General features: G+C 64.1%; 31 protein-coding genes. 28 read left to right on the forward strand and 3 right to left on the reverse strand.

Annotation, left to right across the window (positions count from 1 at the left end; all coding sequences use genetic code 11):
* Position 1 precedes the first annotated feature (1 nt).
* From AC1DS6_RS23615 to AC1DS6_RS23740, 26 genes are all read left to right on the forward strand, one after another.
* Positions 2-190, forward strand: coding sequence for a hypothetical protein (locus AC1DS6_RS23615; RefSeq protein WP_477103250.1), 189 nt, complete (start codon positions 2-4; stop codon positions 188-190).
* 9 nt (positions 191-199) lie between these two features.
* Positions 200-694 (forward strand): hypothetical protein, encoded by a 495-nt coding sequence (locus AC1DS6_RS23620; protein ID WP_477103251.1) that lies wholly within the window; start codon positions 200-202, stop codon positions 692-694.
* 9 nt (positions 695-703) lie between these two features.
* A complete protein-coding gene (locus AC1DS6_RS23625; RefSeq protein WP_477103252.1) occupies positions 704-2,101 on the forward strand; it encodes a DUF6582 domain-containing protein in 1,398 nt (465 codons plus the stop codon).
* Positions 2,102-2,138: 37 nt separating this feature from the next.
* A complete protein-coding gene (locus tag AC1DS6_RS23630) occupies positions 2,139-3,128 on the forward strand; it encodes a hypothetical protein (protein ID WP_477103253.1) in 990 nt (329 codons plus the stop codon).
* 101 nt (positions 3,129-3,229) lie between these two features.
* On the forward strand, positions 3,230-3,448 hold the full coding sequence (locus AC1DS6_RS23635; RefSeq protein ID WP_045239634.1) for a hypothetical protein: 219 nt from the start codon (positions 3,230-3,232) through the stop codon (positions 3,446-3,448).
* 3 nt (positions 3,449-3,451) lie between these two features.
* Positions 3,452-4,357 carry a hypothetical protein gene (locus tag AC1DS6_RS23640; protein ID WP_477103254.1) on the forward strand — a complete coding sequence of 302 codons (906 nt, stop codon included), beginning with the start codon at positions 3,452-3,454 and terminating at the stop codon, positions 4,355-4,357.
* Complete coding sequence (locus tag AC1DS6_RS23645) at positions 4,354-4,704, forward strand: hypothetical protein (protein ID WP_477103255.1); 351 nt, start codon at positions 4,354-4,356, stop codon at positions 4,702-4,704. The genes AC1DS6_RS23640 and AC1DS6_RS23645 overlap by 4 nt, the downstream gene beginning before the upstream one ends.
* A complete protein-coding gene (locus AC1DS6_RS23650; protein ID WP_477103256.1) occupies positions 4,704-5,594 on the forward strand; it encodes a hypothetical protein in 891 nt (296 codons plus the stop codon). The genes AC1DS6_RS23645 and AC1DS6_RS23650 overlap by 1 nt, the downstream gene beginning before the upstream one ends.
* A 7-nt stretch (positions 5,595-5,601) precedes the next feature.
* Positions 5,602-5,745, forward strand: coding sequence for a hypothetical protein (locus tag AC1DS6_RS23655; RefSeq protein ID WP_477103257.1), 144 nt, complete (start codon positions 5,602-5,604; stop codon positions 5,743-5,745).
* A gap of 58 nt (positions 5,746-5,803) precedes the next feature.
* Positions 5,804-7,321, forward strand: a complete 1,518-nt coding sequence (locus AC1DS6_RS23660) for a phage tail protein (RefSeq protein WP_477103258.1) — start codon at positions 5,804-5,806, stop codon at positions 7,319-7,321.
* 53 nt (positions 7,322-7,374) lie between these two features.
* Complete coding sequence (locus AC1DS6_RS23665; RefSeq protein WP_477103259.1) at positions 7,375-7,806, forward strand: hypothetical protein; 432 nt, start codon at positions 7,375-7,377, stop codon at positions 7,804-7,806.
* A gap of 3 nt (positions 7,807-7,809) precedes the next feature.
* Complete coding sequence (locus AC1DS6_RS23670) at positions 7,810-8,172, forward strand: hypothetical protein (protein ID WP_477103260.1); 363 nt, start codon at positions 7,810-7,812, stop codon at positions 8,170-8,172.
* A gap of 26 nt (positions 8,173-8,198) precedes the next feature.
* Entirely contained in the window at positions 8,199-8,342 is a 144-nt protein-coding gene (locus AC1DS6_RS23675; RefSeq protein WP_477103261.1) for a hypothetical protein, read from the forward strand.
* Positions 8,339-8,812, forward strand: coding sequence for a hypothetical protein (locus AC1DS6_RS23680; RefSeq protein WP_477103262.1), 474 nt, complete (start codon positions 8,339-8,341; stop codon positions 8,810-8,812). Before AC1DS6_RS23675 ends, AC1DS6_RS23680 begins: the two co-directional genes overlap by 4 nt.
* 308 nt (positions 8,813-9,120) lie before the next feature.
* Complete coding sequence (locus AC1DS6_RS23685) at positions 9,121-11,088, forward strand: phage tail tape measure protein (RefSeq protein WP_477103263.1); 1,968 nt, start codon at positions 9,121-9,123, stop codon at positions 11,086-11,088.
* Between the two features lies 1 nt (position 11,089).
* Positions 11,090-12,046, forward strand: a complete 957-nt coding sequence (locus tag AC1DS6_RS23690; RefSeq protein WP_477103264.1) for a hypothetical protein — start codon at positions 11,090-11,092, stop codon at positions 12,044-12,046.
* A gap of 7 nt (positions 12,047-12,053) precedes the next feature.
* Positions 12,054-13,175 (forward strand): hypothetical protein, encoded by a 1,122-nt coding sequence (locus AC1DS6_RS23695; protein ID WP_477103265.1) that lies wholly within the window; start codon positions 12,054-12,056, stop codon positions 13,173-13,175.
* On the forward strand, positions 13,172-13,843 hold the full coding sequence (locus AC1DS6_RS23700; protein WP_477103266.1) for a phage baseplate assembly protein V: 672 nt from the start codon (positions 13,172-13,174) through the stop codon (positions 13,841-13,843). The genes AC1DS6_RS23695 and AC1DS6_RS23700 overlap by 4 nt, the downstream gene beginning before the upstream one ends.
* Positions 13,840-14,220 carry a phage tail protein gene (locus AC1DS6_RS23705; protein ID WP_477103267.1) on the forward strand — a complete coding sequence of 127 codons (381 nt, stop codon included), beginning with the start codon at positions 13,840-13,842 and terminating at the stop codon, positions 14,218-14,220. The genes AC1DS6_RS23700 and AC1DS6_RS23705 overlap by 4 nt, the downstream gene beginning before the upstream one ends.
* A gap of 1 nt (position 14,221) precedes the next feature.
* The gene (locus AC1DS6_RS23710; protein WP_477103268.1) at positions 14,222-15,361 is read left to right on the forward strand and encodes a baseplate J/gp47 family protein; all 1,140 of its coding nucleotides are present in this window, start codon (positions 14,222-14,224) and stop codon (positions 15,359-15,361) included.
* Positions 15,362-16,117 carry a hypothetical protein gene (locus AC1DS6_RS23715; protein ID WP_477103269.1) on the forward strand — a complete coding sequence of 252 codons (756 nt, stop codon included), beginning with the start codon at positions 15,362-15,364 and terminating at the stop codon, positions 16,115-16,117. It abuts the gene before it with no gap.
* 13 nt (positions 16,118-16,130) lie between these two features.
* Positions 16,131-16,397 (forward strand): spike base protein, RCAP_Rcc01079 family, encoded by a 267-nt coding sequence (locus AC1DS6_RS23720; RefSeq protein WP_477103270.1) that lies wholly within the window; start codon positions 16,131-16,133, stop codon positions 16,395-16,397.
* On the forward strand, positions 16,394-16,606 hold the full coding sequence (locus tag AC1DS6_RS23725; RefSeq protein ID WP_477103271.1) for a hypothetical protein: 213 nt from the start codon (positions 16,394-16,396) through the stop codon (positions 16,604-16,606). Before AC1DS6_RS23720 ends, AC1DS6_RS23725 begins: the two co-directional genes overlap by 4 nt.
* Before the next feature lie 3 nt (positions 16,607-16,609).
* Positions 16,610-17,824 (forward strand): phage head spike fiber domain-containing protein, encoded by a 1,215-nt coding sequence (locus AC1DS6_RS23730; protein ID WP_477103272.1) that lies wholly within the window; start codon positions 16,610-16,612, stop codon positions 17,822-17,824.
* A 1-nt stretch (position 17,825) separates the two neighbouring features.
* Positions 17,826-18,155, forward strand: coding sequence for a hypothetical protein (locus tag AC1DS6_RS23735; RefSeq protein ID WP_477103273.1), 330 nt, complete (start codon positions 17,826-17,828; stop codon positions 18,153-18,155).
* 11 nt (positions 18,156-18,166) lie between these two features.
* Positions 18,167-18,484, forward strand: a complete 318-nt coding sequence (locus tag AC1DS6_RS23740) for a DUF551 domain-containing protein (RefSeq protein WP_477103274.1) — start codon at positions 18,167-18,169, stop codon at positions 18,482-18,484.
* On the opposite strand, the gene AC1DS6_RS23745 is transcribed toward AC1DS6_RS23740, so the two are convergent.
* The gene (locus tag AC1DS6_RS23745; RefSeq protein ID WP_477103275.1) at positions 18,476-19,138 is read right to left on the reverse strand and encodes a hypothetical protein; all 663 of its coding nucleotides are present in this window, start codon (positions 19,136-19,138) and stop codon (positions 18,476-18,478) included. The two genes, AC1DS6_RS23740 and AC1DS6_RS23745, sit on opposite strands and share 9 nt — an antisense overlap.
* A gap of 51 nt (positions 19,139-19,189) precedes the next feature.
* A complete protein-coding gene (locus tag AC1DS6_RS23750; protein ID WP_477103276.1) occupies positions 19,190-19,714 on the reverse strand; it encodes a hypothetical protein in 525 nt (174 codons plus the stop codon).
* Here AC1DS6_RS23750 and AC1DS6_RS23755 point away from each other — a divergent pair.
* Together AC1DS6_RS23755 and AC1DS6_RS23760 are read left to right on the forward strand one after the other, a co-directional pair.
* Positions 19,703-21,460, forward strand: coding sequence for a hypothetical protein (locus tag AC1DS6_RS23755; protein WP_477103277.1), 1,758 nt, complete (start codon positions 19,703-19,705; stop codon positions 21,458-21,460). The two genes, AC1DS6_RS23750 and AC1DS6_RS23755, sit on opposite strands and share 12 nt — an antisense overlap.
* A gap of 9 nt (positions 21,461-21,469) precedes the next feature.
* Complete coding sequence (locus tag AC1DS6_RS23760; RefSeq protein ID WP_477103278.1) at positions 21,470-21,967, forward strand: hypothetical protein; 498 nt, start codon at positions 21,470-21,472, stop codon at positions 21,965-21,967.
* Here the strand turns inward: AC1DS6_RS23760 and AC1DS6_RS23765 are convergent.
* Positions 21,962-23,128 (reverse strand): acyltransferase family protein, encoded by a 1,167-nt coding sequence (locus AC1DS6_RS23765; RefSeq protein WP_477103279.1) that lies wholly within the window; start codon positions 23,126-23,128, stop codon positions 21,962-21,964. The genes AC1DS6_RS23760 and AC1DS6_RS23765 overlap by 6 nt on opposite strands.
* Positions 23,129-23,245 lie beyond the last annotated feature (117 nt).

Here is a 23,245-nt window from a genome sequence, read left to right on the forward strand (position 1 = left end):
CGTGGCAAACGGACACCAGCAGGTCGCTGCAGAGCGCCTGGCGGCCGAGAAGGCCAAGAACCCGCAGACCGCCGCGGCCATCAACGAGATCGAGATCCTCGTGGGCCAACTGCGGATGAAGCTCAACCAGGTTGGCGCCCTCGGCACCAACACCGATGCGCTGGTCGCATCGATCAAAGCGCTGCTCTAAGGGGGCAACATGGCAAAAGCCACCACGAATGCTGCCGGCGCCAAGCCGGACACCACCACGGCGGGCGCGGCTGCCGATGCCAGTCAGATTGACCTGGGCGCCGGCACGTCCGGTGCCGCTGGCGAGCCGGGTGCCGCGGGGCAGGGCGGCACGCCGCCGGCCGATGCAGCCGGCGCGGGCGGTACGGTGCAGCTCAACACGGATACCGCCGCTGTCATGCCGCAGCCGAAGCCGGATGAATCCGTCGACGACCCGCTGGCCGGGGCAGTCAGCGACGTCAAGGAAGCGGCTACCGAAGTCTTTCCGGCCGCCCGCCAGACGCTGCGCGAAGCCGTCGGTAGTGCAGCTGCCCACGCCGCCAAGGCTGGCGAACACGCCACGCACGGCGTGCTGAACGCCATCGAAGTGAAGCTAGCCGAGCTGCGCAACACCATCGTCGCCAGCCAGAGCCAGGTGGCCGAGGAATACCGCCACGTGCTCGACTGGTTCGAGAACCTGCTGTAAGGGAAGGACATGGCGCTCACGAAAGAACACCGCGACCGCCTGCCGGGATCCGACTTCGCAGTGCCAGGCAAGCGGGCGCTACCCATTCACGACGCGAACCACGTTCGCATGGCGTGGAATATGGTCAGCGACACCAAGGGCCTGAGCGACGCGGAACGGAGCTCGGCGCGCGATCGCATCCTGACGCGGGCGCATGACCTCGGCATCAGCACGGCGGACTGGCGCCTCACCGCGTCGTTTTCCTTCGTGGCGATGAGCCTCGCCGTGCCCGAGGTGGCTGGCCACCCGAACCGGCACCCCTTCACCGGCATCCTGACCCGCCTTGATACGCCTTCCGATAACCCGGTCGGCGGTGCGAACGGGCACAAGACGCTGATCCCGAAGGCGGTGGCCGAGGCTGCGATCGATACGCTGCTGGGCATGGCAGTCGACTTCAAGCCGAAGCTCGACGGCCATGACAGCCGCTCAAAGATCGGCCTCATCACCGAGGCATTCGTGGAGGGGGACGCGGTGCACATCGCGGGCTTCCTCTACGCCAAAGACTTCCCCGAGGAAGTCGCGCTGATTCAATCCGAAAAGGACGACCTCGGCTTCAGCTATGAAGCCGACGCCCGGATCCGGAACCTGGAAGCCGACCCGTGGGTAGTTGATCACATCACCTTTACCGGCGCCGCCGTCCTCTACAAGGACCTGGCCGCCTACACCACTACGTCACTGGCCGCACAGGCCGACCCGGAGATCAATATGGACGAACTCAAAGAGATCATGAAGGCCGTTGGCGATCTGGCCAATTCCGTCAAGGTCATTGGCGAGAAGGTCGAGGGCATGGAAGCCGGCGCCGCCAAGGCCGCGCTGGAAGCCAGCGCCACCCGCGACCGCGTGAAGCCGCACATCGATGCGCTGCGCTCGTGCGCGGCCTCGATGGAAGCCGCCGGCATCGGCACCCACGCCACTCATGGCCACGCCAACGTGCTGCGCCACATGGCCGCCGCGATGGAATCGGATGCCATCAAGGGCAACGTCCCGCACATCTACACCGATCACGACTACCTGAACCGCCGGGTGGAAGCCGGTGCCGAGAAGGGCGGTGACGGCACCGAGAAGGCCATCGCGGACGCCGTGGCTGCCGCGCTCAAGCCGATGCAGGAAATGCTCGACGCCGCGACCACCCAGGTGAAGGACCTCTCGGCCGCTGCCTTCAAGAACGCCGAAGACCCGGGCCGCAAGACGATCAGCCCCGAGGTGAAGGCGCTGCTCGAGAAACACAGCCTCTCGGCAGCCGCCGAGGCCGGCACGCTGACCGCGACCGACGTCGACAAGGTGCTCGAAGCCCAGGGCATCAAGGGCCGCCCGGCCATCGAGGCGAAGCTGAAGCTGATGGCCAGCGGCGTGCTGGCGGTCAAGTAAGCAGCAGCGGCACCCATCCAAGGAATCAGGAGAAATTATGTCCGTAGACGCCAAAGTCATGTCCCTGGCTGCCGCCGCCGATTTTCTCGGCACCGGCGCCATCGAGGTCCCGATCTTCGAACGCGAGATCATGGACGTCATCCGTCGCACCAGCGTGACGCTGCAGCGCGTGCCGCAGGTGCCGGCCACCGGCCACCCGCACCGCTACTTCGAGCAGACTGCGATCGCATCCGCTGCTGCCGTCGACCCGCGCAATCTGTCCGCGACGGCCACCGGCCCGACCCGCGTCGAGCGCCCGGCCTTCATCAAGGCCGTGACCGCCCAGTCCAACCTGTCCCTGTTTGACAAGGACGTGACCGAGCAGCAGGGCCAGTTCGCAGCTGTTGTCGCCAAGGACGTGGACGACATAATCAGCGGCATCGAGGTGAAGCGTGCCAAGATGTTCTGGGCCGGTACCGACACCAGCATGAGTTCGCCGACCACGCTCGAGTGGATGGGCGCACTGGCGCAGATCGGTGTTACTGCCACGGTTGCCCCAGGCGCTTCGATCATCGACGGCCTGAAAACACAGGTCGCGGCCCTGCTGGCCAACCAGACGTACACCGTACGCCCGACCGCCATCTACCTGAACCCGGTGCTGGCCGACTACATCGACCAGGAGGCCAAGGCCTCGCGCATCACCCTGGACAGCGTGGAGGTGACCGCCGGTGTGACGGTGGCTGCGATCTCGACCCAGGCCGGCAAGCTGCCGCTGATCGCAGACCCGTTCATGCCGACCGACACCACCGCCAAGTACGGCGCCAGCGCACCTCCGGCGAGCAACCAGAACTACTACGCGGCCATCCTGATGGAGTCGGAGATCGAGATCCCCGTCATCTCGGGCGCCGATTACAACCCGAACCCGCGCATGTTCCAGCTCGGCCTGGTCGGCAACCTGTCCGGCCAGTTCGTCGGCGTCAAGTTCGACACCCTCATCGTGAAGGGCGCCAGCTACGCCCACGCGCTGGTGGTGGTGAACCGCGCTTAACCAGTCGTTGCCGTGGGGGTAGCGTTCGCCCCCCAAGCTTCGCTGCATCCCTCTACATGGGCCGGGCACTGCACCGGCCCTGACCTTCGAGACCCCCAGCAATGAAAGTCTATCGCCCTGGAAGCCGCGGCAAGCACACCCTGATGGTCGCCCCCGGCGTCGCGCATCCGATCTCCGAATTCGTCGAGGGGAAGGATCGAAAGCCAAAGCAGTTCAACGTCGTGTTCGTCGAGGGCGTGGCCGAGGTGTCGGAAAACCTCGGGCGCTACTTGCTGAACAACGATCTGGCCAAGCGCAGCCCCATCATCGTGCCGGAGTGATCCATGCCGAGCAGCGTCTACCTGCAGTCCAGCGACCATGCGGCGTTCGGCGTGCCGACGGCCACGGCCGACCAGGTGGCAGCGGCATCGACGCTGATCGACGCCTACCTGTGCCGCCCCGAGGGGCTGATCTGGGCGCCGGACGCCAACGGGCTGCCGGCGTACATGAAGGGGCTCGATCCTACGTTCTCGTTTCAGCTGCCGGCGGCGATCGCGCCCGGGTCGAACGTCCCGGTCAACGCTGGGCCGCTGGCCGGCATGCTGGAGGTCGGGGACGTGGTGGTCCTCGATCGCGCTACGCCAGCTGCTGTCGAGGCCTGCGTGATCGCCTCCATCACCGGCACGACGGTGTTGCTGCAGCAGGTGCTGTTTGCGCACGCCAGCGGCGCCACGGTCGAGACCGACATGGTCATCAAGGAACAGCGTCGTATCCCGGATGGCAGGCCGCAGACAAGCACCAGCCGCCGCCCGCTGATGCGACTGATCGCCGGCACGGGGCGCTACGGGTACGGGCGCCGTGGCGACTCGAACCGGTTCAACCTGGACGACTTCAACCTGATTGCGTCGCTGCAGAAGTTCGGCGGCCCGCCGGCGTGGGAGCTGTTCAACGTCACCGCGGCCGGGTTCGACGCGGCGACCGGGAACGTGTGGGTGCCGGCGGGCATCCTGCTGGCCTACTACACCGAGGTGAAGTTGCGGTACGTGGCCGGCTACCAGTACGCGAATCTGCCGGCGCAGATCAAGGGCGCTTGCGCGACGCTGATCCAGGCGCTTCAGGCGTCGCCCGAGATGGGTGACATGAAGAAATACCGCGCCGGCGACACCGAGATCGAGCGCTTCAGTGCGTCGCAGCTCAACCCGGATACGCGGCGCAAGCTCGATCCGTTCCGTATTTCGGCCTTTGTATGAGCTTCGTCTACCCGCGCACTGTCAGCATTTTGCGCCAGGCGGCGCAGATTGGCTTCGGCGCGCTGCCCCCGTCCGGCGCCGGCCTGGCGCCCGAGCAGGCGATCGCAACCGGCCTGCCGGCGTCGATCCAGCAGAAGAGCACAGGCGCGAAGCCGGATGCTGGCTTACCGGGCGATGCCACAAACCGGACCTTCTGGCGCGTATTCATCCCTCGCGGCCAGCTGGCGCTGGGTGCCGTGCAGCGGGGCGACATCGTCGTGGACGATCTGGGGCAGCGGTACCACGTCACGGCGCCGTACTGGAATTCATTGGGGCACAACCTGTTGGTTGAGCGGTTGGAGGCGTAATGGCAGATCTCTCCGACGCCTCGCGCGCGCTGGTGGCGCTGATCGCACAGACCGTGTATCCAAACGGAACCGGTCAGCCGCCGGTGGCCGGCGTCGGCGTGCGCGTCTATGCGGGCTGGCCCATGCCGGCGCAGCTCGACGCGGACCTGCCGCAGAACATCATCAATGTTAGCGTCTTCCCGCGCGCGGTGAAGCCGGTGGACAGCGCCATTTCGAAGTGGCGCACCGTGGCCCCGCCTGTTCGCACCGTTACCTTGACCGTGGCGGGGCAGGCGGTGACGGTCGGGGGCAGCGTCTCTACACCGCAGAACGTGTCGCTGGTGATCGCGGGCAGGGCCTACGTGTATTCGGTCCAGCCTGGCGATACGCTGACCGGCATTGCCACGGCGCTCGCGACACAACTCGTGGTGGATTATCCCGGCACCACGTCGAGCGGGGCGGTGATCACGATCTCGCAGGGCGCCACGATGATCCTGGACTTCTTGAATCAGGTCTACCAGAGCGATTCGCTGCATGAGGTCTCGATTTCGCCCCGGGTCGGCGGCGTGGCCACGCGCCAGCGCGAGGTGCGGCGGCAGGATCAGGAGTTTCTGATCACCGTCTGGGCAAACGGCTTTGACAGCCGGGACCTTCTCGGCGGCGCCGTGGACGCCGCGCTGGCCGGCACCAATCGCATCACGTTGCCGGATAGTTCTTTCGGGACCGTGCGCTCGCGCGCGCTGTCCAACTCCTGGGGCGACGGGGCGCAGAAGCAGCGCGTCTACCGCCGGGATCTGGCCTGTTGGATCGAGTACTCGACCACGGTGCAAGAGCAACAGTACGAGGTGACGCAGGGTCAGGTCGACATTGGGAACGATCTGTCCGCTGTTGCCCGAACCATCATTTTGTGAGGCCACCATGATTCTTCGTGTCATTTCGCCGTTCAACGGCTACCAGGTCGGCGACGAGATCACCGATCCCAAGGCTGTGGCCGCTGTCCTGGCGTCCGAACAGTCGAACAACGTCGTCAAGGTGGCCGCGCCGCCGGCCGAGACCGCGTAATTCCTTTCGCATATTGCGGGCCACCTGAGGGTGGCTCTTTTCATTTCTGGAGCCATCCATGACGGTTGTTCAAGCAGGGCAGGTGAACCTGACGGCGCAGCAAGTGCCTGGCGTTATCGTCGCCATCCAACCCCCCGGCCCGGCGCCCATCAACGGCGTGCCGAGCAACATCGGTGCCTTCGTGGGCACCGCCACCTGGGGACCGGTCGGCGTGCCCGTCATGGTCTCCGACTATGCCGGCGGCGCCGCGGTGTTCGGCCCCATGCAGGCGCGCAAGTACGACATGATGACGCTGCTCAACTGGGCAGGCATGCAGGGCAACGTGGGCGCCTATGCGCTCGTGCGCGTGACCGACGGCACCGACGTGGCGGCTACCGCCACGTTCAGCACGAACTTCGCTACGCTCACTTCGAAGTACACGGGCACGCTGGGCAATAGCATCTCGGCGATTCTGGCCGCCGGCACCGCGGCGAGCACCACGAAGCTGACGATCACGCTAGCCGGCTACCAGCCGGAGGTGTACGACAACATTCCCGGCACTGGCGCCACGCTGCGGGACAACATCGTCAAGGCGGTGAACTTCGGCAACAGCCAGTTCCGGGGCCCGTCGACGATGTGCATTGCCACGGCCGGTGCGGGCACCGCGCCGCCCACGCTTCCCGCCACCATCAATCTGGCGAGCGGCACGGACGGTGCCACCACCATCACCGGCTCGGTGTTGCTGGGCGTGGATACCGCGCCGCGCAAGGGCATGTACGCGCTGCGAAAGTCCGGCGCCAGCATCATTGCGCTGGCGGACTGCGACGATTCCACCACCTGGTCCACGCAGGTCGCCTTTGGCCTGGTCGAGGGAGCGTATATGCAGTTGGTGGGGCCGGCGGGCGACACCATCGGCAATGCCGTCACAGCGAAGGCTGCAGCAGGCATTGACACCTATGCTGCAAAATCGATTTTCGGCGACTGGGTGTACGTGAACGATACGACCATCAATCAGGTTCGCCTGATTTCGCCTCAGGCTTTTGCGGTGGGGCTGATGGCAAATCAGTCGCCCGAAAAGAGCTCGCTGAACAAGCAGCTGCAGGGCATTGTTGCCACCCAGCGCACTTACAACAACCAGCCGTACTCGAATGCCGAGCTGTTGCAGTTGGTGCAGGCCGGCATTGATGTGCTCACGAACCCGTCACCGGGAGGCAAGTACTTCAGCTTCGTCCTGGGGCTCAATACGAGCAGCGATCAGGCGCAGCGCGAGGATAGCTACACCCGCCTGACAAACTACATTGCCTTCAGCATTGATGCTTGGGGCGGGAAGTTTGTTGGGCAGCTGCAGGGTTTCGACGACGAGGACGATACCCGTTCGAATGCGTTTGCCGGGCTGGATCAGTTCATGTCGAACATGGCAGACGTGAAGCCCAAGATGATCGATGCCTACAAAGTCGTGCTCGACAGGACCAACAACCCGGACGCACGCATCCGCGCCGGCTGGATGCAGGCAAATGTCCAGGCGCGCTACATGGCTGTGGTCCGCAACTTCCTGGTCAACCTGCAAGGCGGGCAGAGCACCGTGATCGTGCAGTAAGCACCCGATAATACCGCCCGGCTCGCCGGGCTTCTCTCATTCTGGAGAAAGACATGCCGCAACAAGGGCTTTCCGTCGGGCGCGATACCACGCTGGTCATCCAGACCCCGACCGGTCCGCTGCCGATCCCGAAGCTGACCTCCTTTCGCAAGAAGCAGGACACCACGCAGGAACGCGTGAAGCTGATCAACGGCATCTCGCAGCACCTGCGATTTTTCGACGGCTGGTCCGGCTCGTTTGGCATCAACCGCGCCGGCCCCGAGATCGAGTCGTACTTCGATCAGCTCGAAACCGACTACTACTCGGGCATCAATGAGCAGCCTTGCCAGATCTACGAAACCGTCTCCGAGCCGAGCGGCGCCATTTCCCAGTGGCGATACGACGGCGTCGTGCTGTCGCTGGACGACGGCGGCGAGGCCGCCGGCGACGCATCGGTCAAGCTCTCGCTCACTTTCATGGCCTCGCGCCGCATCCGGATCAGCTAATACATGACCACTGTCACCCTTCGCCCCTCCGAGGAAGTCGTCGCGCGCGCCGCAGCGGAAACCACGGTGCCCGACTCGACCGGGCGCCAGATCACCCTCAAGAAGCCCGGCATCCTGGCGCAGTTCCGCCTGGTCGAGGCCATGGGCCCCGAGGCGGCTGAGAACAGCGTCTACCGGTACATGTGCATGCCGGTGCTCTACGTTGCCGCCATCGATGGCGAACCGGTGCTGCCGCCCACCACCAAGCGGGAACTCGAAGCGCTGATCCAGCGCCTGGACGAGGTCGGCATGCTTGCTGTGCAGAAGGGCATGGCCCAGATCGATGGGGCTGCCGGCGGCGGGGGCGCGGAAGCCGCAAAAAACTAGCGCGGGCCCCGGCGTTCAAGCAGGCCATGTGGCTGATCAAGAATGGCGTGCCGTACGACGTGGCCTTTTCCTACACCGCCGAGGAGCGATTCGCGGCATGCGTGGTGATGAGCGAGTTCGAGGGCAAAACCTTTGACTGGGAGGCCATGGCCTTCAAGGAGCGGGGATGAAGACCTTCCGCAGCATGGCCGATTTCGCGAACCACCTCACCGCGCTGGCCGCCGAGGCCCCCGCCGTCACGCACCACATGACGGAGAAGGGCGCTGAACTGATCCAGAAAATCGCCAAATCGGAGATCGCCCACTACCAGCCGGCCGTGGGCCCGTTCGCGAAGTGGGAAGAACTGACCGCCGAGACCGAGTTCGACAAGATCCGGCACGGTTACCCGGTTGATGCGCCGCTGCTGCGCACCGGGGAAATGCGCGAGAGCATCGAGCGGACGGTGATCGGCAATGAGGCGGCGATCGGCTCGAATGACCAGAAGATGGTCTGGCACGAGCTGGGCACCGAGCACATTCCGCCGCGCGCGGTGCTAGGCCCGGCGGCTATCCGAGCCGGTAAAGACATTCAGGCGCGGCTTGGCCGAACCATCGTTGCCTGGCTGGCGGGGCGGGGCTGGCGCAATCCCCGGCTCAAGTAGGGCCGAGATTGCCCCGCCCAGCGCGGCGCCCCCGCCGAACACCAGAAAGATCGCCGCGGTAATCCACATCGCGCGGCGGTTCAACTGCTTCATCCGCTGCTGCGGCGTCGGCGGCTCGGGAATCACCAGTTCAGGGTACTGCACCCACGATATGTGGTCGGCAAGCCATTCGTGAATGCGGATCTTCAGCGGGCGCATAGGTTCGGCAACGGACTCTAGAGCGACGAGTATAGGCCACCATGATCGACGTATATAAGATTGGCGCGACCCTGGTTCTGAACGACCTGATCGCGCCGCAGTTGCTGAAGTTGGCGGGCGAGTTCAAGAAGGTCGACGCGCTGGTCTTGCAGGTCAATAAGCGCCTGCAGAAGATGGGGGCGGAAGCCGCCGGCGTGCGGAACCTCGTCACGGCGACAAAGCAGCTGGAGGGAGGCTTAAGGGGCGTCGGCGGCAACGCGCTGCTGGTTGAGCGGAATTTGCGGCGCATCCGACGCGCTGTTCCGGCCAGCCTCGGAATTGAAGCCGAGATGGTGCGCGCCAATGCTGAGTCTGCGCAACTGGCCAGGAACATCCATGCTATCCACATGGCAGGCATGGCCGCATCTCGGTCGTCTTTCATGGGCCATCTGGGCGGCGGCGCGGGCGGTGGCCAGCGCCCACCGGCGCTGCCTGGCCCCGGCGGCTACATCTGGGGCTTGCCACGTCGTCGCGGCGGTGCGGCCGCCGGCGGCAGTGGCGGAGGCGGGGGCGGAGGTGGTCACGGTGGCAACGTCCATGTCGGCCCAGGCGGCTTCGGTGTTGGCGCGGTGGGCATGGGCCTGCCCGGTGGCGCGTTGGCGCCGGTGGCCGCTGGCTTCGCAGGCCTTTACGTGACCAAGGCCCTGTACGACGCCGGCAAGGAATACCAGTTGGCTGCCGCCCGCTTCAAGACGATGAACCTGGGCGACGAGATCAACAGGGATGCGGACAAGTTCGCCCGTGGCACGAAGGTCTTCGGCGCATCGAGCGCAATGCTGATGGAGACCCTGCGGGAATCCGTGGGCATGTTCGGCAACCTGGACCTTGCGAAACAGGTGGCGCCAACGCTGGCCGCGCTGAACGCCGCCAATTCCGGATTGTTCAGCGGCAAGGTGGGTGCGCTGGACGAGGGCGCCGTGCGAGCGGTGATGCGCTTCAATGACATGCGCGGCAAGACCAACAGCAAAGAGGAATTCATGGCTGGCCTGGATCTGGCCCAGCGCATGGTGACCGGCTCCGGTGGCGCGTTGAAGTTCACCGATCTTGAGCAGATGGCGAAGACCGGGGGCGCCGCGTTCAAAGGGCTCAGCGACCAGGGCATCATGAACCTGGCCACGCTGGCACAGGAGCAGGGTGGCTCGCGCACAGGCACCGCATTGATGTCGCTGTACCAGAACCTGATCGCCGGCCGCACGCCGAAGAAGACCATGGCTGCGCTGGCCGATGCCGGTCTGGCTGAGGTCACCGAGGTGACCAGCGGCAGTGTTGGCGGCAAGACCATCAAGTCGATGGCGCTCAAGAACATCGTCGACGAGAAGATGCTGCGCGAGGATCCCGCCGGCTGGATCATGAAGTACATGGATGCGGCGGCCATGAAGGCTGGAGCTAAGACCGATTCGGAAAAAATTGCCTTTGCGAACAGCCTGGTTTCGAACCGGCAGGGCTCGAACATGGCGGCGAATTTCACCACCCAGCAGGCGCAGGCACTGCGTGACGCCAAGCTGGTGAAGAACGCCAAGGGCGTCGAGGGCACCATTGAGGAATTCAAGAAAACGGCGCCGGGCGCCGAGGCTGATTTCGTTGCCGCCTGGACGTCTCTGAAGGCGGAGATGGGTAAGGGCATTCTGCCCACGGTCACGAAGCTGCTGAACACCGGCACCGACTTCTTCCGATCGGTGAACGAATGGGGCCAGAAGAATGCTGGCCTGAATGAGAAGCTGAAGGGCGCTGGCACACCGTTCTCGCTGGATCCGCGCGATATCGGGTCCGGCGGCGTGCTCGGCTGGGCCTGGCGCACCGGCAAGGCGCTCTTGTCGGGCGACCCGACCCCAGGCGGCGGAAAGGATCTGGCCAAGGCCGACCCGGTGTCTGGTACCGCGCCGTCCATGGTGCAGGTGAACACGGCCATCAAGCTGGATAGCCGAGTGCTGGCCGAGGCGACTACGTTCCACCAGGCGCGAGACCTTGCCCGGCCGCAGACCGGCCCGAGCGGCTTTGACCCAGGGATGTCATTGCGACCGCCCGCACTGAGGAATTGAGATGGCTGACCTTGTCCTGTTCCTGGGTGACATGGAGTTCGAGGGGGCAGAGGTGCCCCCGCAGATCACGATCGGCGGGGAACAGCGGCTGGTGACGCACGACCTGGTCGGCGGCCTGAGGCAGATCGACGCGATGGGCGGCTTCTGCCTACCCATCGAGTGGTCGGGCTGGCTGCGCGGGCCCCAGGCGCTGAAGCGCGGGCGGTACCTGGACACCATGCGCGCCCAGGGGAAGCTGCTCACGCTGATGTGGTCCGAGTTCATCTACACGGTGGTGATTCGGCGGTTCAGCGCGGATTTCCAGCGTTTCTACCAGATGCCGTACAGCATCGTGCTGGAAGTGGCCGAGGACCTCGGGCAGCCGGTGCGGTCGCTGTCCGATGGCAGCGTGGACAGCCTGATCAGCGGCGACATGGTGACGGCCGGCGGCCTGGTGGATAGCCTGGGCCTCAGCAGCATTTCGGGGGTGTTCGATACGGTCAAGTCGGCAGTCGCGAGCGTGACCTCGTTTGCCAACGCGGCGCAATCGACGCTGAACAGCGTGCTGCAGCCCATCGCTGCGCTGCGCAACGAGGTGCAAACCGCCATCGCGCAGGTGAACAACGTTCTGGTGAATGTGACGACGCTGGGCGGGATTCTGCCGAACAACCCGATCGCGCGGCAGGTGCAGCGGATCTCGGGTCAGATTCTGGCCGCTCAGCAGTTGCCGATGTTGGTGCAACTCGACCGGGTGATGGGTCGAGTGCAGGGGAACGTCGGCAGCGTCTACAACAGCGCGCGGCGCGTCACGGCGGCCGGCGGAAACCTGATGGATATGGCGACGAAGGCCTACGGCGACGCCATGGCCTGGACTGGGATCGCCAAGGCGAATGGCCTCAGCGACCCGGAAGTGACCGGCATCAAGGAACTGACCATCCCGGCTACTGCGGATACGCAGGGTGGCATTCTGAACTCATAGGGTTTCCATGCAGAACACGTTGCCCGTCGTCCCGGCTGTCCGGGCGCCGCGGGGGATCGTGCGCGTTTCCGATGAGCAGATCCAGGGCTGGGAAAGCTGGTCCGTCTCGTGCAATACCTACTACCAGGCTGACACCTTCCGGGTGACGTTTGCGGAATCGATGCTGACGTCCGCGCGGAACGCGGCATGGTTTTCGGAGTTGGTTGAGGGGTTCGTCGAGATCTTCGCCGGTTTCCCGCTGGATCCGTCCAACTACAGCGAGACAGACCTGCAGAGCCAGATCTACGGCCGCATCGACGATATCGATTATGACCCTGTGCGCCGCACGATCGAGCTCACCGGGCGTGACCTGACGGCTGTCTTCATCGACGCTAAGACCTCGCTGCAGTACCAGAACCTCACGTCGTCGCAGATCGCGACGAAGCTGGCCGAGTCTCACGGGCTCACCGCGGTGGTGACGCCCACGAAGGATCTGGTCGGCACCTACTACGCGCGTGACCACGCGCGGATGCAGGAAGAGCGCAGCGAGTGGGACCTGCTGACCTATCTGGCGGCCAACGAGGGATACCTCTGCTACGTCAAAGGCAAGACGCTGTACTTCCAGCCGCGCCCCATCGAGCAGGGCGACCCGTATGTAATTCGCTGGGAACCACCGACCGATGAGCGCGCCGCATGGCAGGCCAATGTGCAGGAGATGGAATTTTCGCGCAGCCTGACCGTCGCCAAGGGCGTCTCGGTGGTGGTCCGGTCCTGGAATGCCAAGCAAAAGGCTGGCTTCACCGCCTATTACCCCAGCAAGGGTAAGACCACGCAGGCTGGCAAAGCGGCGCCATTTGGCGGCACGCAGCTCTACAGCTTCGTGTTCCCCGGCCTGACGCAGGAACAGGCCACAAAGAAGGCGATCGAGCTGCACCGCGAGATCACATCGCACGAGATGAAGTTTCGCGCGCGGCTGCCGGCGGACAACATCCTCGACGCGACGATGCCGATCCTGGTGGAGGGTACCGGTACGAAGTTCGACCAGACGTACTTCCCGGTGTCGATCACCAAGCAGATGAGCATCTTGGCCGGCTACACCATGCAGATTGAAGCCAAGAACCACAACCCCGACACGGTACCGTCGCCATGATGCAGGCCATTCGAAACCAGATGCGTCTGGCTGCGCAGCTCGCCGGCGGGGACGTGGCCGAGTCGCGCGCGGGCATCGTGCGCAGCTACGACCCTGACATGGCGGCCGCGCGCGTCGAGTTCGTGGACCGGTCACAACCGGAGAGCGGCGCCGAGCCGTTTCTGTCTGGCTGGCTGCCGGTCACGTCGCCCTGGGTGGGCAACGGCTGGGGTATGGACGCGCCGCCGAGCGTTGGCGACCAGGTCGAGGTGAAGTTCTTTGGGGGCAGCATCGAGAACGGCTACGTCTGCGGGCGGTTGTACAGTGATGCGGACCGGCCACCGGGCGCGCCGTCTGGCGAATTCTGGGTGGTGCATAAGTCCGGGTCTGCCCTGAGATTCAAGAACGACGGCACGGTAGAGGTGGTGGCGCAGACCACCGCCAAATACACCGCTCAGCTTCACCACTTCGTCGGTGCAGTCCAGATGGACAACACGCTGCTGGTCGAGCAGACCATCACCGGGCAGGGCGGCATGGCGATCTCCGGCGACAACGGCACCGGCGTCACGTCGACGGTGACGGGCGACCTGGACACCACCGGCACGATCAAGAACAACGGCAAGGACATCGGCAGCACGCACCGCCACAGCAATGGCAACGGCGGCGCGGACACCGGCACCCCGATATGACCCAGAAACTCGTGAACGACATCGACCACTGGGTCGGGAACGACCTCGGCGTATCGCCGACCGGCGACCTTGGCCAGGTCAGCGGCGAGACGCGGACGCAGCAGCGCATCGTGCGCCGTCTCATCACCAACCCGGGCGAGTACATCTTCCACCCCGACTACGGTGCAGGCCTGCCGGCCAAGATCGGGCAGAACGCCGATCTGCCGGCACTGCGCGCGCTCATCCGCGCCCAGGTGCTGATGGAAGAAGCGGTGGCCCGTCTGCCCGAGCCGGAGATCGACCTGCTGCAGATCAACGCCGGCTTCGCCGTCACCATCCGGTACACCAGCGCGAGCACGCGCAAGCCGGTAACCCTCAGCTTTGACGTGAACCGCTGACATGGCAATTTCCACGAAGGACTTCACCACGCTGGTGCGCGAAAGCGTCACGGCGATCCAGGGCTATGCGAGCGTCCTGATCGACCTGACCGTCGGGTCGATCCTGCGCGCCCTCGTCGAGGCGAACGCCGCCGTGACGGTCTGGCTGGAAAGCCTGATCATGCAGGTGCTGGCGATCACCCGCGCGGCGACGTCGAGCGGCGCGGATCTGGATAGCTGGGTTGCCGACTTCGGCGTGTCCCGGCTGCCGGCCACCTTCGCGACGGGCCAGGTCACCTTCGCGCGATTCACGCCGACGCAGCAGGCGGTGGTGCCCGTGGGCGCCACCATCCAAACGGGGGATGCGTCGCAGCAGTACACGGTGGTGGCGGACACCACCAACCCAGCCTACAACGCGACCCTGGGCGGCTACGTGCTGGCGGCCGGCACGGCTACAGTGAACGTACCGGTGCTGGCACGGGTCGCCGGTGCGGCGGGCAACGCCGTTATCGGGGCGGTCTCGGTGATCGCCGGCGCGATCCCGGGCGTCGACACGGTGACGAACGCGGCCAGCTTCGCCAACGGCGCCGATGCTGAGTCGGACCCGGCGCTGCGCACTCGCTTCATCGCCTACATTCGCAGCCTGTCCAAGGCCACGAAGGACGCCGTCGGCTACGCTATCACCTCGCTGAAGCAGGGTGTCACCTATTCTCTGGTCGAGAACCAGAGCTACGCCGGCGCGGTGCAGATGGGCTATTTCTACGTGGTCGTGGACGATGGTACCGGCGTGCCAGGCAGCACCTTTCTGGCGACGGCCGCGAATGCAATCGAGGCGGTACGCCCGCTGTGTAGCAGCTACGGCGTGTTTGCGCCGGTGCTGGTGAACGCTGCGGTGACGATGACGTGCACGATCGCTGCCGGCTACGACGGGGCCGCTACGCGGCAGCTCGTTGCGACCGCGGTAGCGAACTACATCAATGCGTTGCCGCGCGACCCGGCCACGCAGACCATGACGCTGCCCTATAGCCGCCTGGCCCAGGTCGCCTATGACGCCTCGCCGGGCGTGACCAACGTGACTGGCGTGACGCTCAACGCCGGCACGGCCGACCTGGTGGCCACGGCCAAGCAGACCATCAAGTCCTCTACCGTCTCGGTGGCATAAATGGCAGTCGGAGATCAGAACGATGTCTACCGCCGGCTGCGCGGATACCTGCCGCGCTGGTTCCCCGATGAGAGCCAGTCTCCGGTCATCACCGGCCTGCTGCAGGGCTTGGCCTATACCGCGTCGTTCATCTACAGCCTGCTGAGCTACGCACGGTTGCAGACGCGCATCAAGTCCGCAACTGATGGCTGGCTGGACATGATCGCTGCCGACTTCTTCGGCTCGATGCTGCTGCGCGCGGCGAACCAGTCGGACGACTCATTCCGGGGGCGGATCCTGATCAACCTGTTCCGCGAGCGGGCGACGCGCGCGGGGCTGATCCGGGTGCTGCAGGACCTGACTGGGCGCACGCCGGTGGTGATCGAGCCAACTCGGCCGGCGGATACCGGGGCGTACGGTGGCCCGCTGCTCGGCTACGGCTATGCCGGCGCGTACGGATCGCTGTCGATGCCGTTCCAGGCGTTTGTGATCGCCTTCCGACCGGCGGGAACCGGTATCCCGAACATCGCGGGCTATGGCGTTTCCACCGGCGGCTACAGCACGCCGTCACAGGCCTCGTATGCGTCCCTGTCGATGATCCAGGGCGGCGTCTCGGACGCCGACATCTATGCCGCCATCGACAGCGTGAAGCCGGTGGCCACCATCGTGTGGACGAGCATCGTGCAGAACCTGCCCGAGCCGCCGCCGGTCATCCCTGGCATTACGGGGCCGACGATGGTGCTCGACTTCGCCAACCAGACTTACCAGTCCATCTAACGTGGAGCAGGCCATGCCCGATCCGTTCCAGAACACCCCCCCGAGTCTTACCGATCCCTCGTTCGACTATTTCGTGATCACGCCGAGCGACAGCGCAGCCAACAACTTTGCGCGGCCGGCGAACAGCATCCGCGTCGGCACCGGTGGCGATGTCGTGGCGATTCGCCGCGATGGCACGGCCGTAACCTTCAAGAACTGTCCGTCCGGGGAGACGCTTCCTATCCGGGCGATCCGGGTCAACGTCAGCGGCACCACCGCGTCCGATCTGGTGGGCCTATGAGGCTCGGCTTGGGATTGTCGGTGGTCTGCCGCAGGCGTGCCGGCCAGTACGATGGCGACGACCTTCGGCTGGGAACGTTGTCGCTGGACTTCCTGGCGCTGAATGAGCCGACAGCGCAGCTCGATTTCGTCGCCAACGTGTACCGGGCGTGGGTCGATGACCCCACCTGGTCGTATGGCACCGCTGGCGTATTCAAGTCGAAGGGATGAAGCATGCTTTTCAATCGAAATTTTGCTGATCTGGTCACCTTCGCGCGGGCCTCGGCCGGCTGGAGCTACAGCGCCGGCGGCGTGCTCGTGCAGGCGGCGGCTAATGCGCCGCGCCTGGACTATGACCCGAGCACGCTGGCCGCGCGCGGGCTGCTGATCGAAGATCTGCGCACGAATTTGCTCTGGCCGAGTATGTATGGCTTGGGCGTCTCGCCCACTTATTACACGATCACCAATGCGACTTCGTTTGTTCCTGGTCAGCAGGCAAAAAAGTACACCATGTTGGGTGTGGGCGCGCCCAATGCTCCAACCGCAAACGGGGCGCAGTTCACGGCCACCGGTGCAATGTGCACGTGGTCGATCATTGAGGCAGATCCTGGCTCCGTGGCGGGTGCGGTCACGCGCCTTCTCTTTTACAAGACCAGCGGTACCCCGGGGATTTGGGGCGGGGTGAACTTGGACCTGACAACCGGTGTAGCGACCACCGCAGGCGGCACGGTCACATTCGGCGCAATCAAGCTGTCGAACTCGGGGCCGAATGGCGGCGCAGTGTACCTGCTTTGGACGGCCACGACTAACGCCGGCGGCGAGACGCTCAACGCCTATCCATACCCAATTACGGACGGCACGGCCTCTGGAACAGGGAAGTCCGTAATCGTGCATCACCACCAGATGGAGGCGGGTGCGTATCCCTCTTCGGTGATCGTTACCACATCTGCCCAAGCAACCCGCGCCGCCGACAATGCCACCATTACCGACCTCAGCAAGATTGGCTTCAGTCAAGGTGAGGGGACTGCGTATGCTGAGTTTGTCGTTCCGCGCCTCGCCGCCGGCATTGTGGGTGACACGATGCAAGGCGTTCTCACAATCACGGACGCAGCGTTGAACAATTATTTCGCGGTCGGCGTCGGAGCAACCGGGGCATGCAGCCTCTACCGTAAGGGCGCAGCGTCGCCGGCAGCGCTGAACGGTGCCAATTCACTCGTGCCTGGCAGCGTGGCAAAGGTCGCATTCTGCTATGGCTCCGCCCAGAACGACGCGATCTGTCTGAACGGCGGTGCAGTGGCAAGCGGTAGCGCGGGCAACCCCTCTGGCATGACGGAGATGCGGTTGGGGCGATTCGCTGGTAATCCTGGCTGGTTGAACGGCTGGTTGCGCAATGTCCGTTACTTCCCGCGCCGCCTGTCCAATTCCGAACTCCAAGCCCTGACCGCGTGAGGTGACTATGTTCCACGACTACTACTTGCGCGGGCCCGACCGCGACACCACGAGCGCCGCGCTGCTGGCGGCCGGCCTGACGGTCGAATACACCGAGGAGGGCGAGCCGGTGCGTATGCCCGCCGAGGGCGTCAACCTCTCGACCATCGGCACGATCTACGAGGGTGGCGAGTGGGATGCCGACGGCAACGTGATCACGCCGCCGACGGCTGTGCCCGGGTGGCATGTGAACCTGCGGCTGGAGCGCCCACTATCCGCCGGCGAGACGGCGGCGCTGGGAAGCATTATCGTTGCGCCGGAGCCCGGCACGCCGTATCGTGTGTGGGCATGAGGGAGAGAGCTATGGAAGACCAAGACTTGTCTCCGGCGCAGCGCCTATTGCTTCAACTCTGGACCCCGGTGTCCGAAGGGCTGCCGGAGGAGGGCCAGGCCGTATTCGCCTTGGGCCCCGTCCGCGACAGCGGGCGCTTTGACTATGGCGGATGGGGAAAGGTGGAGGTAATGCCGGCAAAGTTTCAGATGCGCGACGGCAAGCCGCACTTCAGCTATCTGTACGCGCGGCACTATCACTGGGACGTGTGTGAGGCCACCCACTGGATGCCGATGGTTGTGCCGACGGAGGAAGCCGCCAAGGGCATCAGGGATGAGCCCTCATACTGATCGAAAGGTATCCAAAGCTGCCGAGACCAGTTTGCCAAGATCGATCTCCGCGATCAACGTATCGCCGGCATCATTCTCTTTCTCATAGCAGACGATAGAGGTGCCATAGAACTCGTAGGACACCTCCCTGGGCTCCCAAGCCTGATACACCTGATTGGCGAAATCAAGGCTAAGTGTGGGTTCATCATGGCCCGGCTTATCCATGGCAGTCGCTTGTTGCTGCGGTATCTCGATGCGCTCAGCGTGCAGGATCTTGTTGCAAGCAGCTCGGAAGTTCAGGTCCGTGCCGCGGTTGTAAGTTCCTTGCCGCATCGAGCCAATGATCTTCGGCGAGATGCTGGCAGGCCTGATGCCACGGCCGTCGCCGTCCAGGCTACGAAACGCCCCAGCGATCGAGACAAGGAGCTTTGATACTTCCGTCGGGAAGAAGCGATCCTGCAATTCCTGAAGGTGTCTCAGGCCCTCGGCGTTGGAGAGTCTCGTAATTTCGGCGTCCGCGCAGATAAGCACCATGAGGCGGTGGACATCCAATAGGAGCTGATTTGCCTCGAATTTGTACGCCTCTGGCGACTGTCTCATGATCCCCACCCCCATATTTTGAGTGGAGGAATCGTACCGTAAACAAAATTTGCCACCTTCGGGTGGCATTTTCATGCCCGCCGCGCCGGAGGCGGGGACGCCGTATCGGGTGTGGCTTAGGAGTCGTTATTGTAGGAATCGGGCGAGAGCCGGCCCGGCGATCGATGCCAGGGATGCTGCGATAGAGAAGCCCTTCTCAAGCCCTTCGATATGCGGCCACAAGCGGCTCTTTTTCACCACTTCGATACGCTCCTCTTGCGCTTGCGCGGGGGTGTTCTGCAACGCTGATAGACATTCTCTCAAGTCTTCGAGAGGCGCCCCCTGCGGGAAGTGAAGCTTCTGTGCGAGTTCATCCCGAAGCAATTCAATCGGTGCGACATGAATGTTGCCGCTGAGAGTTGCATCCTTAAGGCTTGCCCCTTTCCCAACAGTTAGGAAATCTCCAACGCCGATTGCCTTGTTGTCTGTTACTACGAGGCCTTCGACATCGCCTTCGATTCTTATGAATCCTGACATCAATTTGTCTCCGTTGTCTTGAGAAATCCCATTCTGGGGCATGTCGGTTGCAGCCTCTGACACGCTGTTGTTCTCACGCAACGCATCAAGCCCGCCATGCGCGGGTTTTTTTTCGGAGCCTAAATGGACCGCCAAACCGTCTACCCCGGGCAGATCCCGCTCGAAACGGACCTGCTCAACACCAACAAGTACGCCATGATCGCGCTGGCCAAGCTGGCCGCGGCGATGCTGGGGACCGCGACGGTCGTGAACGGCCTCGGCTGCGTGCCCACCGGCCCCGCGTCTCTGCAGGTCGTCGTGAATCCCGGCGAGGTCTACAGCCTGGCCAATATCGATGCGATTGCCTACTCGTCGCTGCCGGCGGACACCGCGCACAGCATCCTGAAGCAGGGCATCTCGCTTGACGCCGTGACGCTGAGCTGCCCGGCACCGGTCACTGCCGGGCAGAGCGTGAACTACCTCATCCAGGTGGCCTACCTCGACACGGACACCGGCCTGGTCACGCTGCCGTACTACAACGCCAGCAACCCGACGCAGGCATGGGCGGGCCCGGGCGGGACGGGCGCCCAGCAGGCCACGGTGCGCAAAGGCATCGTCAACATCAGCGCTAAGACGGGCGTCGCGGCCACCACTGGCTCACAGGTGACCCCGACGCCGGATGTCGGCTACACCGGCCTGTGGGTGGTGACCGTCGCCAATGGCCAGTCGACCATCACGTCGGCCAACATCACACAGGCGGCGAACGCGCCGATCCTGCCTGCCGACCTACTACATGCGGTCCAGCAAAGCGCGCTGACCACCGCGGTGGACACCGGCTCGGTAAATACCTACGTGGTGAGCTACAGCCCGGCTATCACCGCGCTGACCGACGGCATGGTGCTCTCGTTCAAGGTGAAGACCGCTAACGCCGGCGCTTCCACGTTGAACGTCAACGGCCTCGGCGCGCAGCCACTGGTCGGTGGCGCCCATAGCGCGCTGCAGGGCGGAGAGATGGTCGCCAACGGCAAGGCCTCGGCGATCTGGCGCGCGGACATCAGTTCGTTCGTGTTGCTCGAGTGCACCGGCGCTGCGCTCCAAGTCGCCCCCGGCACGCAGAGCAACCATGCGACGCAGTTCAGCCAGGTGCAGAGCCACGGCATGTGCCGACTGGCCAAGTCCGGCGCGAACCTAGTGCTGTCGCCGCTCAATGGCAACCGCCTGATCATCAACGGTGTCACGCAGGCCGTGCCGGCCGCCGGGGTGTCTCTGGCGCCCGCCGGCCTGACCGCCAGCACGGTCTACTACATCTACGCCTACATGAACGGGGCAACGATGACGCTGGAGGCCAGCACGACTGGCCACAGTACGGATGCGGGGACCGGCATCGAGATCAAGACCGGAGACGCCACACGGACGCTGGTCGGTATGGAATACGCCTCGGGCACGACGACTTGGGCGGGGCTGTGCAGGTCGTGGTTCAACGATCCGGGCTTTGCGGCGACCAACGCGTTGACTGCTGCCGTAACGGTCAATGGGAATGTGACAAATGTCGAGGTTTCAACCTCGCTGCGAACCGCGTTCCTCTGCTGGGCGGGTGAGGTTGTTACTGCGGCGGCAGACGGCACAATCAACCCCAACGTGCTAGGGCAGACCGGTGGGGCAAGCATCGGCTTCGATGGCACCACCGCGGAAGAAACCGTTGGCGGAACAACGCAGCCCTATGCTGCGAACGCAAATGTCTCGGTCAACTGCTACGTGCCGCGGTCGGGCCTGACTGAGGGCTATCACTACGCCACGCTATTGGGGAGTGCAGCTGGCTCGTTTAGTGTGTCATTTCAGGGAAATGGCACCAAAGGAACGGCGCGCAATAGTGTGAAAATCAGCATTCCGCCGCGGCGCTAAGGAGCCCACATGACGAAGAAAATTGGACCATCTTTCGTGGCCGAGCTCAACGCCGCCGGCCTATCCAGCCTCCCGTTCTCGTTCTCGGAGGATGGCGAGTTCAACTTTGATCCGCGCATGGATGCGGAGAAGGTGGACGCAGTCTTAGTGCTCTACGCAGAGCACGACCCGAGCAAGGTTTCGATTCCGCAGCAGGCGATCGAGGCGCTTCAGCGTGGAATTCGGATCTCGTGCGCTGGTGCTCCGGGCGTCGATGGCACCTACTCGATCGACGCGCTCAGTCAGGTCGACATTATCGCGATTGAGACCGGCCTGAAGGCTGGCGATGGGTTCCCGGGTGGGGTTGACACGCTTCGCTATCCCGACGAGGCCGGCGCGCTCCACCCCTTCACGCAGGATCGCTTCAAGGCGTTTGCGGCGGCGGTGCGCAGCTACGTGTACGCACTCCGTGCCGCGGCCGGTGGCTCTCTCGATAGCTTGCCGTCGACCGATCATTCCATTTCATAGCGACTGCAGCGGCAGCGGGTCACGGCCGACTGTCGCTGCTCGGCGGCTTGCCAGCCCCCTGCCGAACTTCGAGAGCGGGGTCTCTACGAACCTGAATGTGGCCTCACAGAGCACCAAGGCGGTGATGATGCCCAGCGGGAAGCCGACGGAGATGCCGATGGCGTTGTCCCAGTGATCCCGCATGCCCGCCCGGATCATGATCTCTCGCACGATCAGAAAGCATGGGAGGTGGCACAGATACAGCGAGTACGAGCGGTCGCCTAGCCACCCGAGGACGCGCATGCCCGGGCCGTTGGAGGTGCCGGCGCCGAGGGAGCATATCCAGACCGCGACCCCAGAGAGCAGCGTGACAACCGAAACTTGGTCGAGCGCGCTGATTTGGTTCGAGACGGCGATTCCGACGATGGATGCGGCAAGCAAAGCAATCCGAAGCGCGCGGTTCTTTAGAAAGGCCTGGGCTTTCGCGTAGAACGGCGTGGTCGAAAGCGCATAGATTCCGGCGCCCACAACCATGGGCTCGAACCGGAAGAACCAGAGATGGACGTTTCCTGTTCGATGCATCGGTAGCGCAATGGCGGCGGCCACTAGGCCGATGATGAGGACGGTGCGGAACCGGGTGAACAGCATCAGCACGGAGAGGGCGAGGTAAAACTGCTCCTCGAGCGAAAGGCTCCAAAAAACCGAGTTCGAGTAGAGGCTCGGACATGTCGTTCCGATTGCTTGGTCTACCGCGCAGTTAGCCCAGTATAGATTGGCATAGCCGAGCATCCCCGCAATCGCGCCTTTTATGGCCAGCGCTGGTTGAAGCCCCTCCATGCTGGTAACGAATAGGCCAAGCACGACTGTGACTGCGGCCCAGAGCCACGCCGCTGGCATTAGCCTGAAGATTCGTTTTACCCAAAAGTCCGCGAAGTCGCGCCGTGTGAGCCGCAGATTCAATCCCATCCCCGACTTATCGAGCAGAGACTTGGAGATGACGAATCCTGAGATGACGAAGAACAGATCCACGCCGCTCCGCAGGCTGGTGGCATGGACGACTTCGTAAAACCAAGCCGGAGCCGGGAGGGCCGGATAGTAGTGCTGGACCAGGATGAACGCAATCGAAATCCCGCGGAGCATCTGAATTTCTTGGTTTTTCCCGCGCTGCTTTTCTTCGGTCATGCGTCGGCTTCTCATTTTTAGCGGCGTATTGTAGTACGGATACACAAAACTACTTTGATGGCAGCCGCCTCCGGGCGGCTTTTTCACGCCCGCTTCCAGCGGGCATTTTCATTTCCG

It is taken from the genome of Cupriavidus sp. 05L310 (assembly GCF_056398185.1).

Bases quoted from the DNA above. Each gene is read 5' to 3' on its own strand.
- AC1DS6_RS23620 (WP_477103251.1), top strand. From the start codon at position 200: ATGGCAAAAGCCACCACGAATGCTGCCGGCGCCAAGCCGGACACCACC.
- AC1DS6_RS23625 (WP_477103252.1), top strand. From the start codon at position 704: ATGGCGCTCACGAAAGAACACCGCGACCGCCTGCCGGGATCCGACTTC.
- AC1DS6_RS23630 (WP_477103253.1), top strand. From the start codon at position 2,139: ATGTCCGTAGACGCCAAAGTCATGTCCCTGGCTGCCGCCGCCGATTTT.
- AC1DS6_RS23635 (WP_045239634.1), top strand. From the start codon at position 3,230: ATGAAAGTCTATCGCCCTGGAAGCCGCGGCAAGCACACCCTGATGGTC.
- AC1DS6_RS23640 (WP_477103254.1), top strand. From the start codon at position 3,452: ATGCCGAGCAGCGTCTACCTGCAGTCCAGCGACCATGCGGCGTTCGGC.
- AC1DS6_RS23645 (WP_477103255.1), top strand. From the start codon at position 4,354: ATGAGCTTCGTCTACCCGCGCACTGTCAGCATTTTGCGCCAGGCGGCG.
- AC1DS6_RS23650 (WP_477103256.1), top strand. From the start codon at position 4,704: ATGGCAGATCTCTCCGACGCCTCGCGCGCGCTGGTGGCGCTGATCGCA.
- AC1DS6_RS23655 (WP_477103257.1), top strand. From the start codon at position 5,602: ATGATTCTTCGTGTCATTTCGCCGTTCAACGGCTACCAGGTCGGCGAC.
- AC1DS6_RS23660 (WP_477103258.1), top strand. From the start codon at position 5,804: ATGACGGTTGTTCAAGCAGGGCAGGTGAACCTGACGGCGCAGCAAGTG.
- AC1DS6_RS23665 (WP_477103259.1), top strand. From the start codon at position 7,375: ATGCCGCAACAAGGGCTTTCCGTCGGGCGCGATACCACGCTGGTCATC.
- AC1DS6_RS23670 (WP_477103260.1), top strand. From the start codon at position 7,810: ATGACCACTGTCACCCTTCGCCCCTCCGAGGAAGTCGTCGCGCGCGCC.
- AC1DS6_RS23675 (WP_477103261.1), top strand. From the start codon at position 8,199: ATGTGGCTGATCAAGAATGGCGTGCCGTACGACGTGGCCTTTTCCTAC.
- AC1DS6_RS23680 (WP_477103262.1), top strand. From the start codon at position 8,339: ATGAAGACCTTCCGCAGCATGGCCGATTTCGCGAACCACCTCACCGCG.
- AC1DS6_RS23690 (WP_477103264.1), top strand. From the start codon at position 11,090: ATGGCTGACCTTGTCCTGTTCCTGGGTGACATGGAGTTCGAGGGGGCA.
- AC1DS6_RS23695 (WP_477103265.1), top strand. From the start codon at position 12,054: ATGCAGAACACGTTGCCCGTCGTCCCGGCTGTCCGGGCGCCGCGGGGG.
- AC1DS6_RS23700 (WP_477103266.1), top strand. From the start codon at position 13,172: ATGATGCAGGCCATTCGAAACCAGATGCGTCTGGCTGCGCAGCTCGCC.
- AC1DS6_RS23705 (WP_477103267.1), top strand. From the start codon at position 13,840: ATGACCCAGAAACTCGTGAACGACATCGACCACTGGGTCGGGAACGAC.
- AC1DS6_RS23710 (WP_477103268.1), top strand. From the start codon at position 14,222: ATGGCAATTTCCACGAAGGACTTCACCACGCTGGTGCGCGAAAGCGTC.
- AC1DS6_RS23715 (WP_477103269.1), top strand. From the start codon at position 15,362: ATGGCAGTCGGAGATCAGAACGATGTCTACCGCCGGCTGCGCGGATAC.
- AC1DS6_RS23720 (WP_477103270.1), top strand. From the start codon at position 16,131: ATGCCCGATCCGTTCCAGAACACCCCCCCGAGTCTTACCGATCCCTCG.
- AC1DS6_RS23725 (WP_477103271.1), top strand. From the start codon at position 16,394: ATGAGGCTCGGCTTGGGATTGTCGGTGGTCTGCCGCAGGCGTGCCGGC.
- AC1DS6_RS23730 (WP_477103272.1), top strand. From the start codon at position 16,610: ATGCTTTTCAATCGAAATTTTGCTGATCTGGTCACCTTCGCGCGGGCC.
- AC1DS6_RS23740 (WP_477103274.1), top strand. From the start codon at position 18,167: ATGGAAGACCAAGACTTGTCTCCGGCGCAGCGCCTATTGCTTCAACTC.
- AC1DS6_RS23745 (WP_477103275.1), bottom strand. From the start codon at position 19,138: ATGAAAATGCCACCCGAAGGTGGCAAATTTTGTTTACGGTACGATTCC.
- AC1DS6_RS23755 (WP_477103277.1), top strand. From the start codon at position 19,703: ATGGACCGCCAAACCGTCTACCCCGGGCAGATCCCGCTCGAAACGGAC.
- AC1DS6_RS23760 (WP_477103278.1), top strand. From the start codon at position 21,470: ATGACGAAGAAAATTGGACCATCTTTCGTGGCCGAGCTCAACGCCGCC.
- AC1DS6_RS23765 (WP_477103279.1), bottom strand. From the start codon at position 23,128: ATGACCGAAGAAAAGCAGCGCGGGAAAAACCAAGAAATTCAGATGCTC.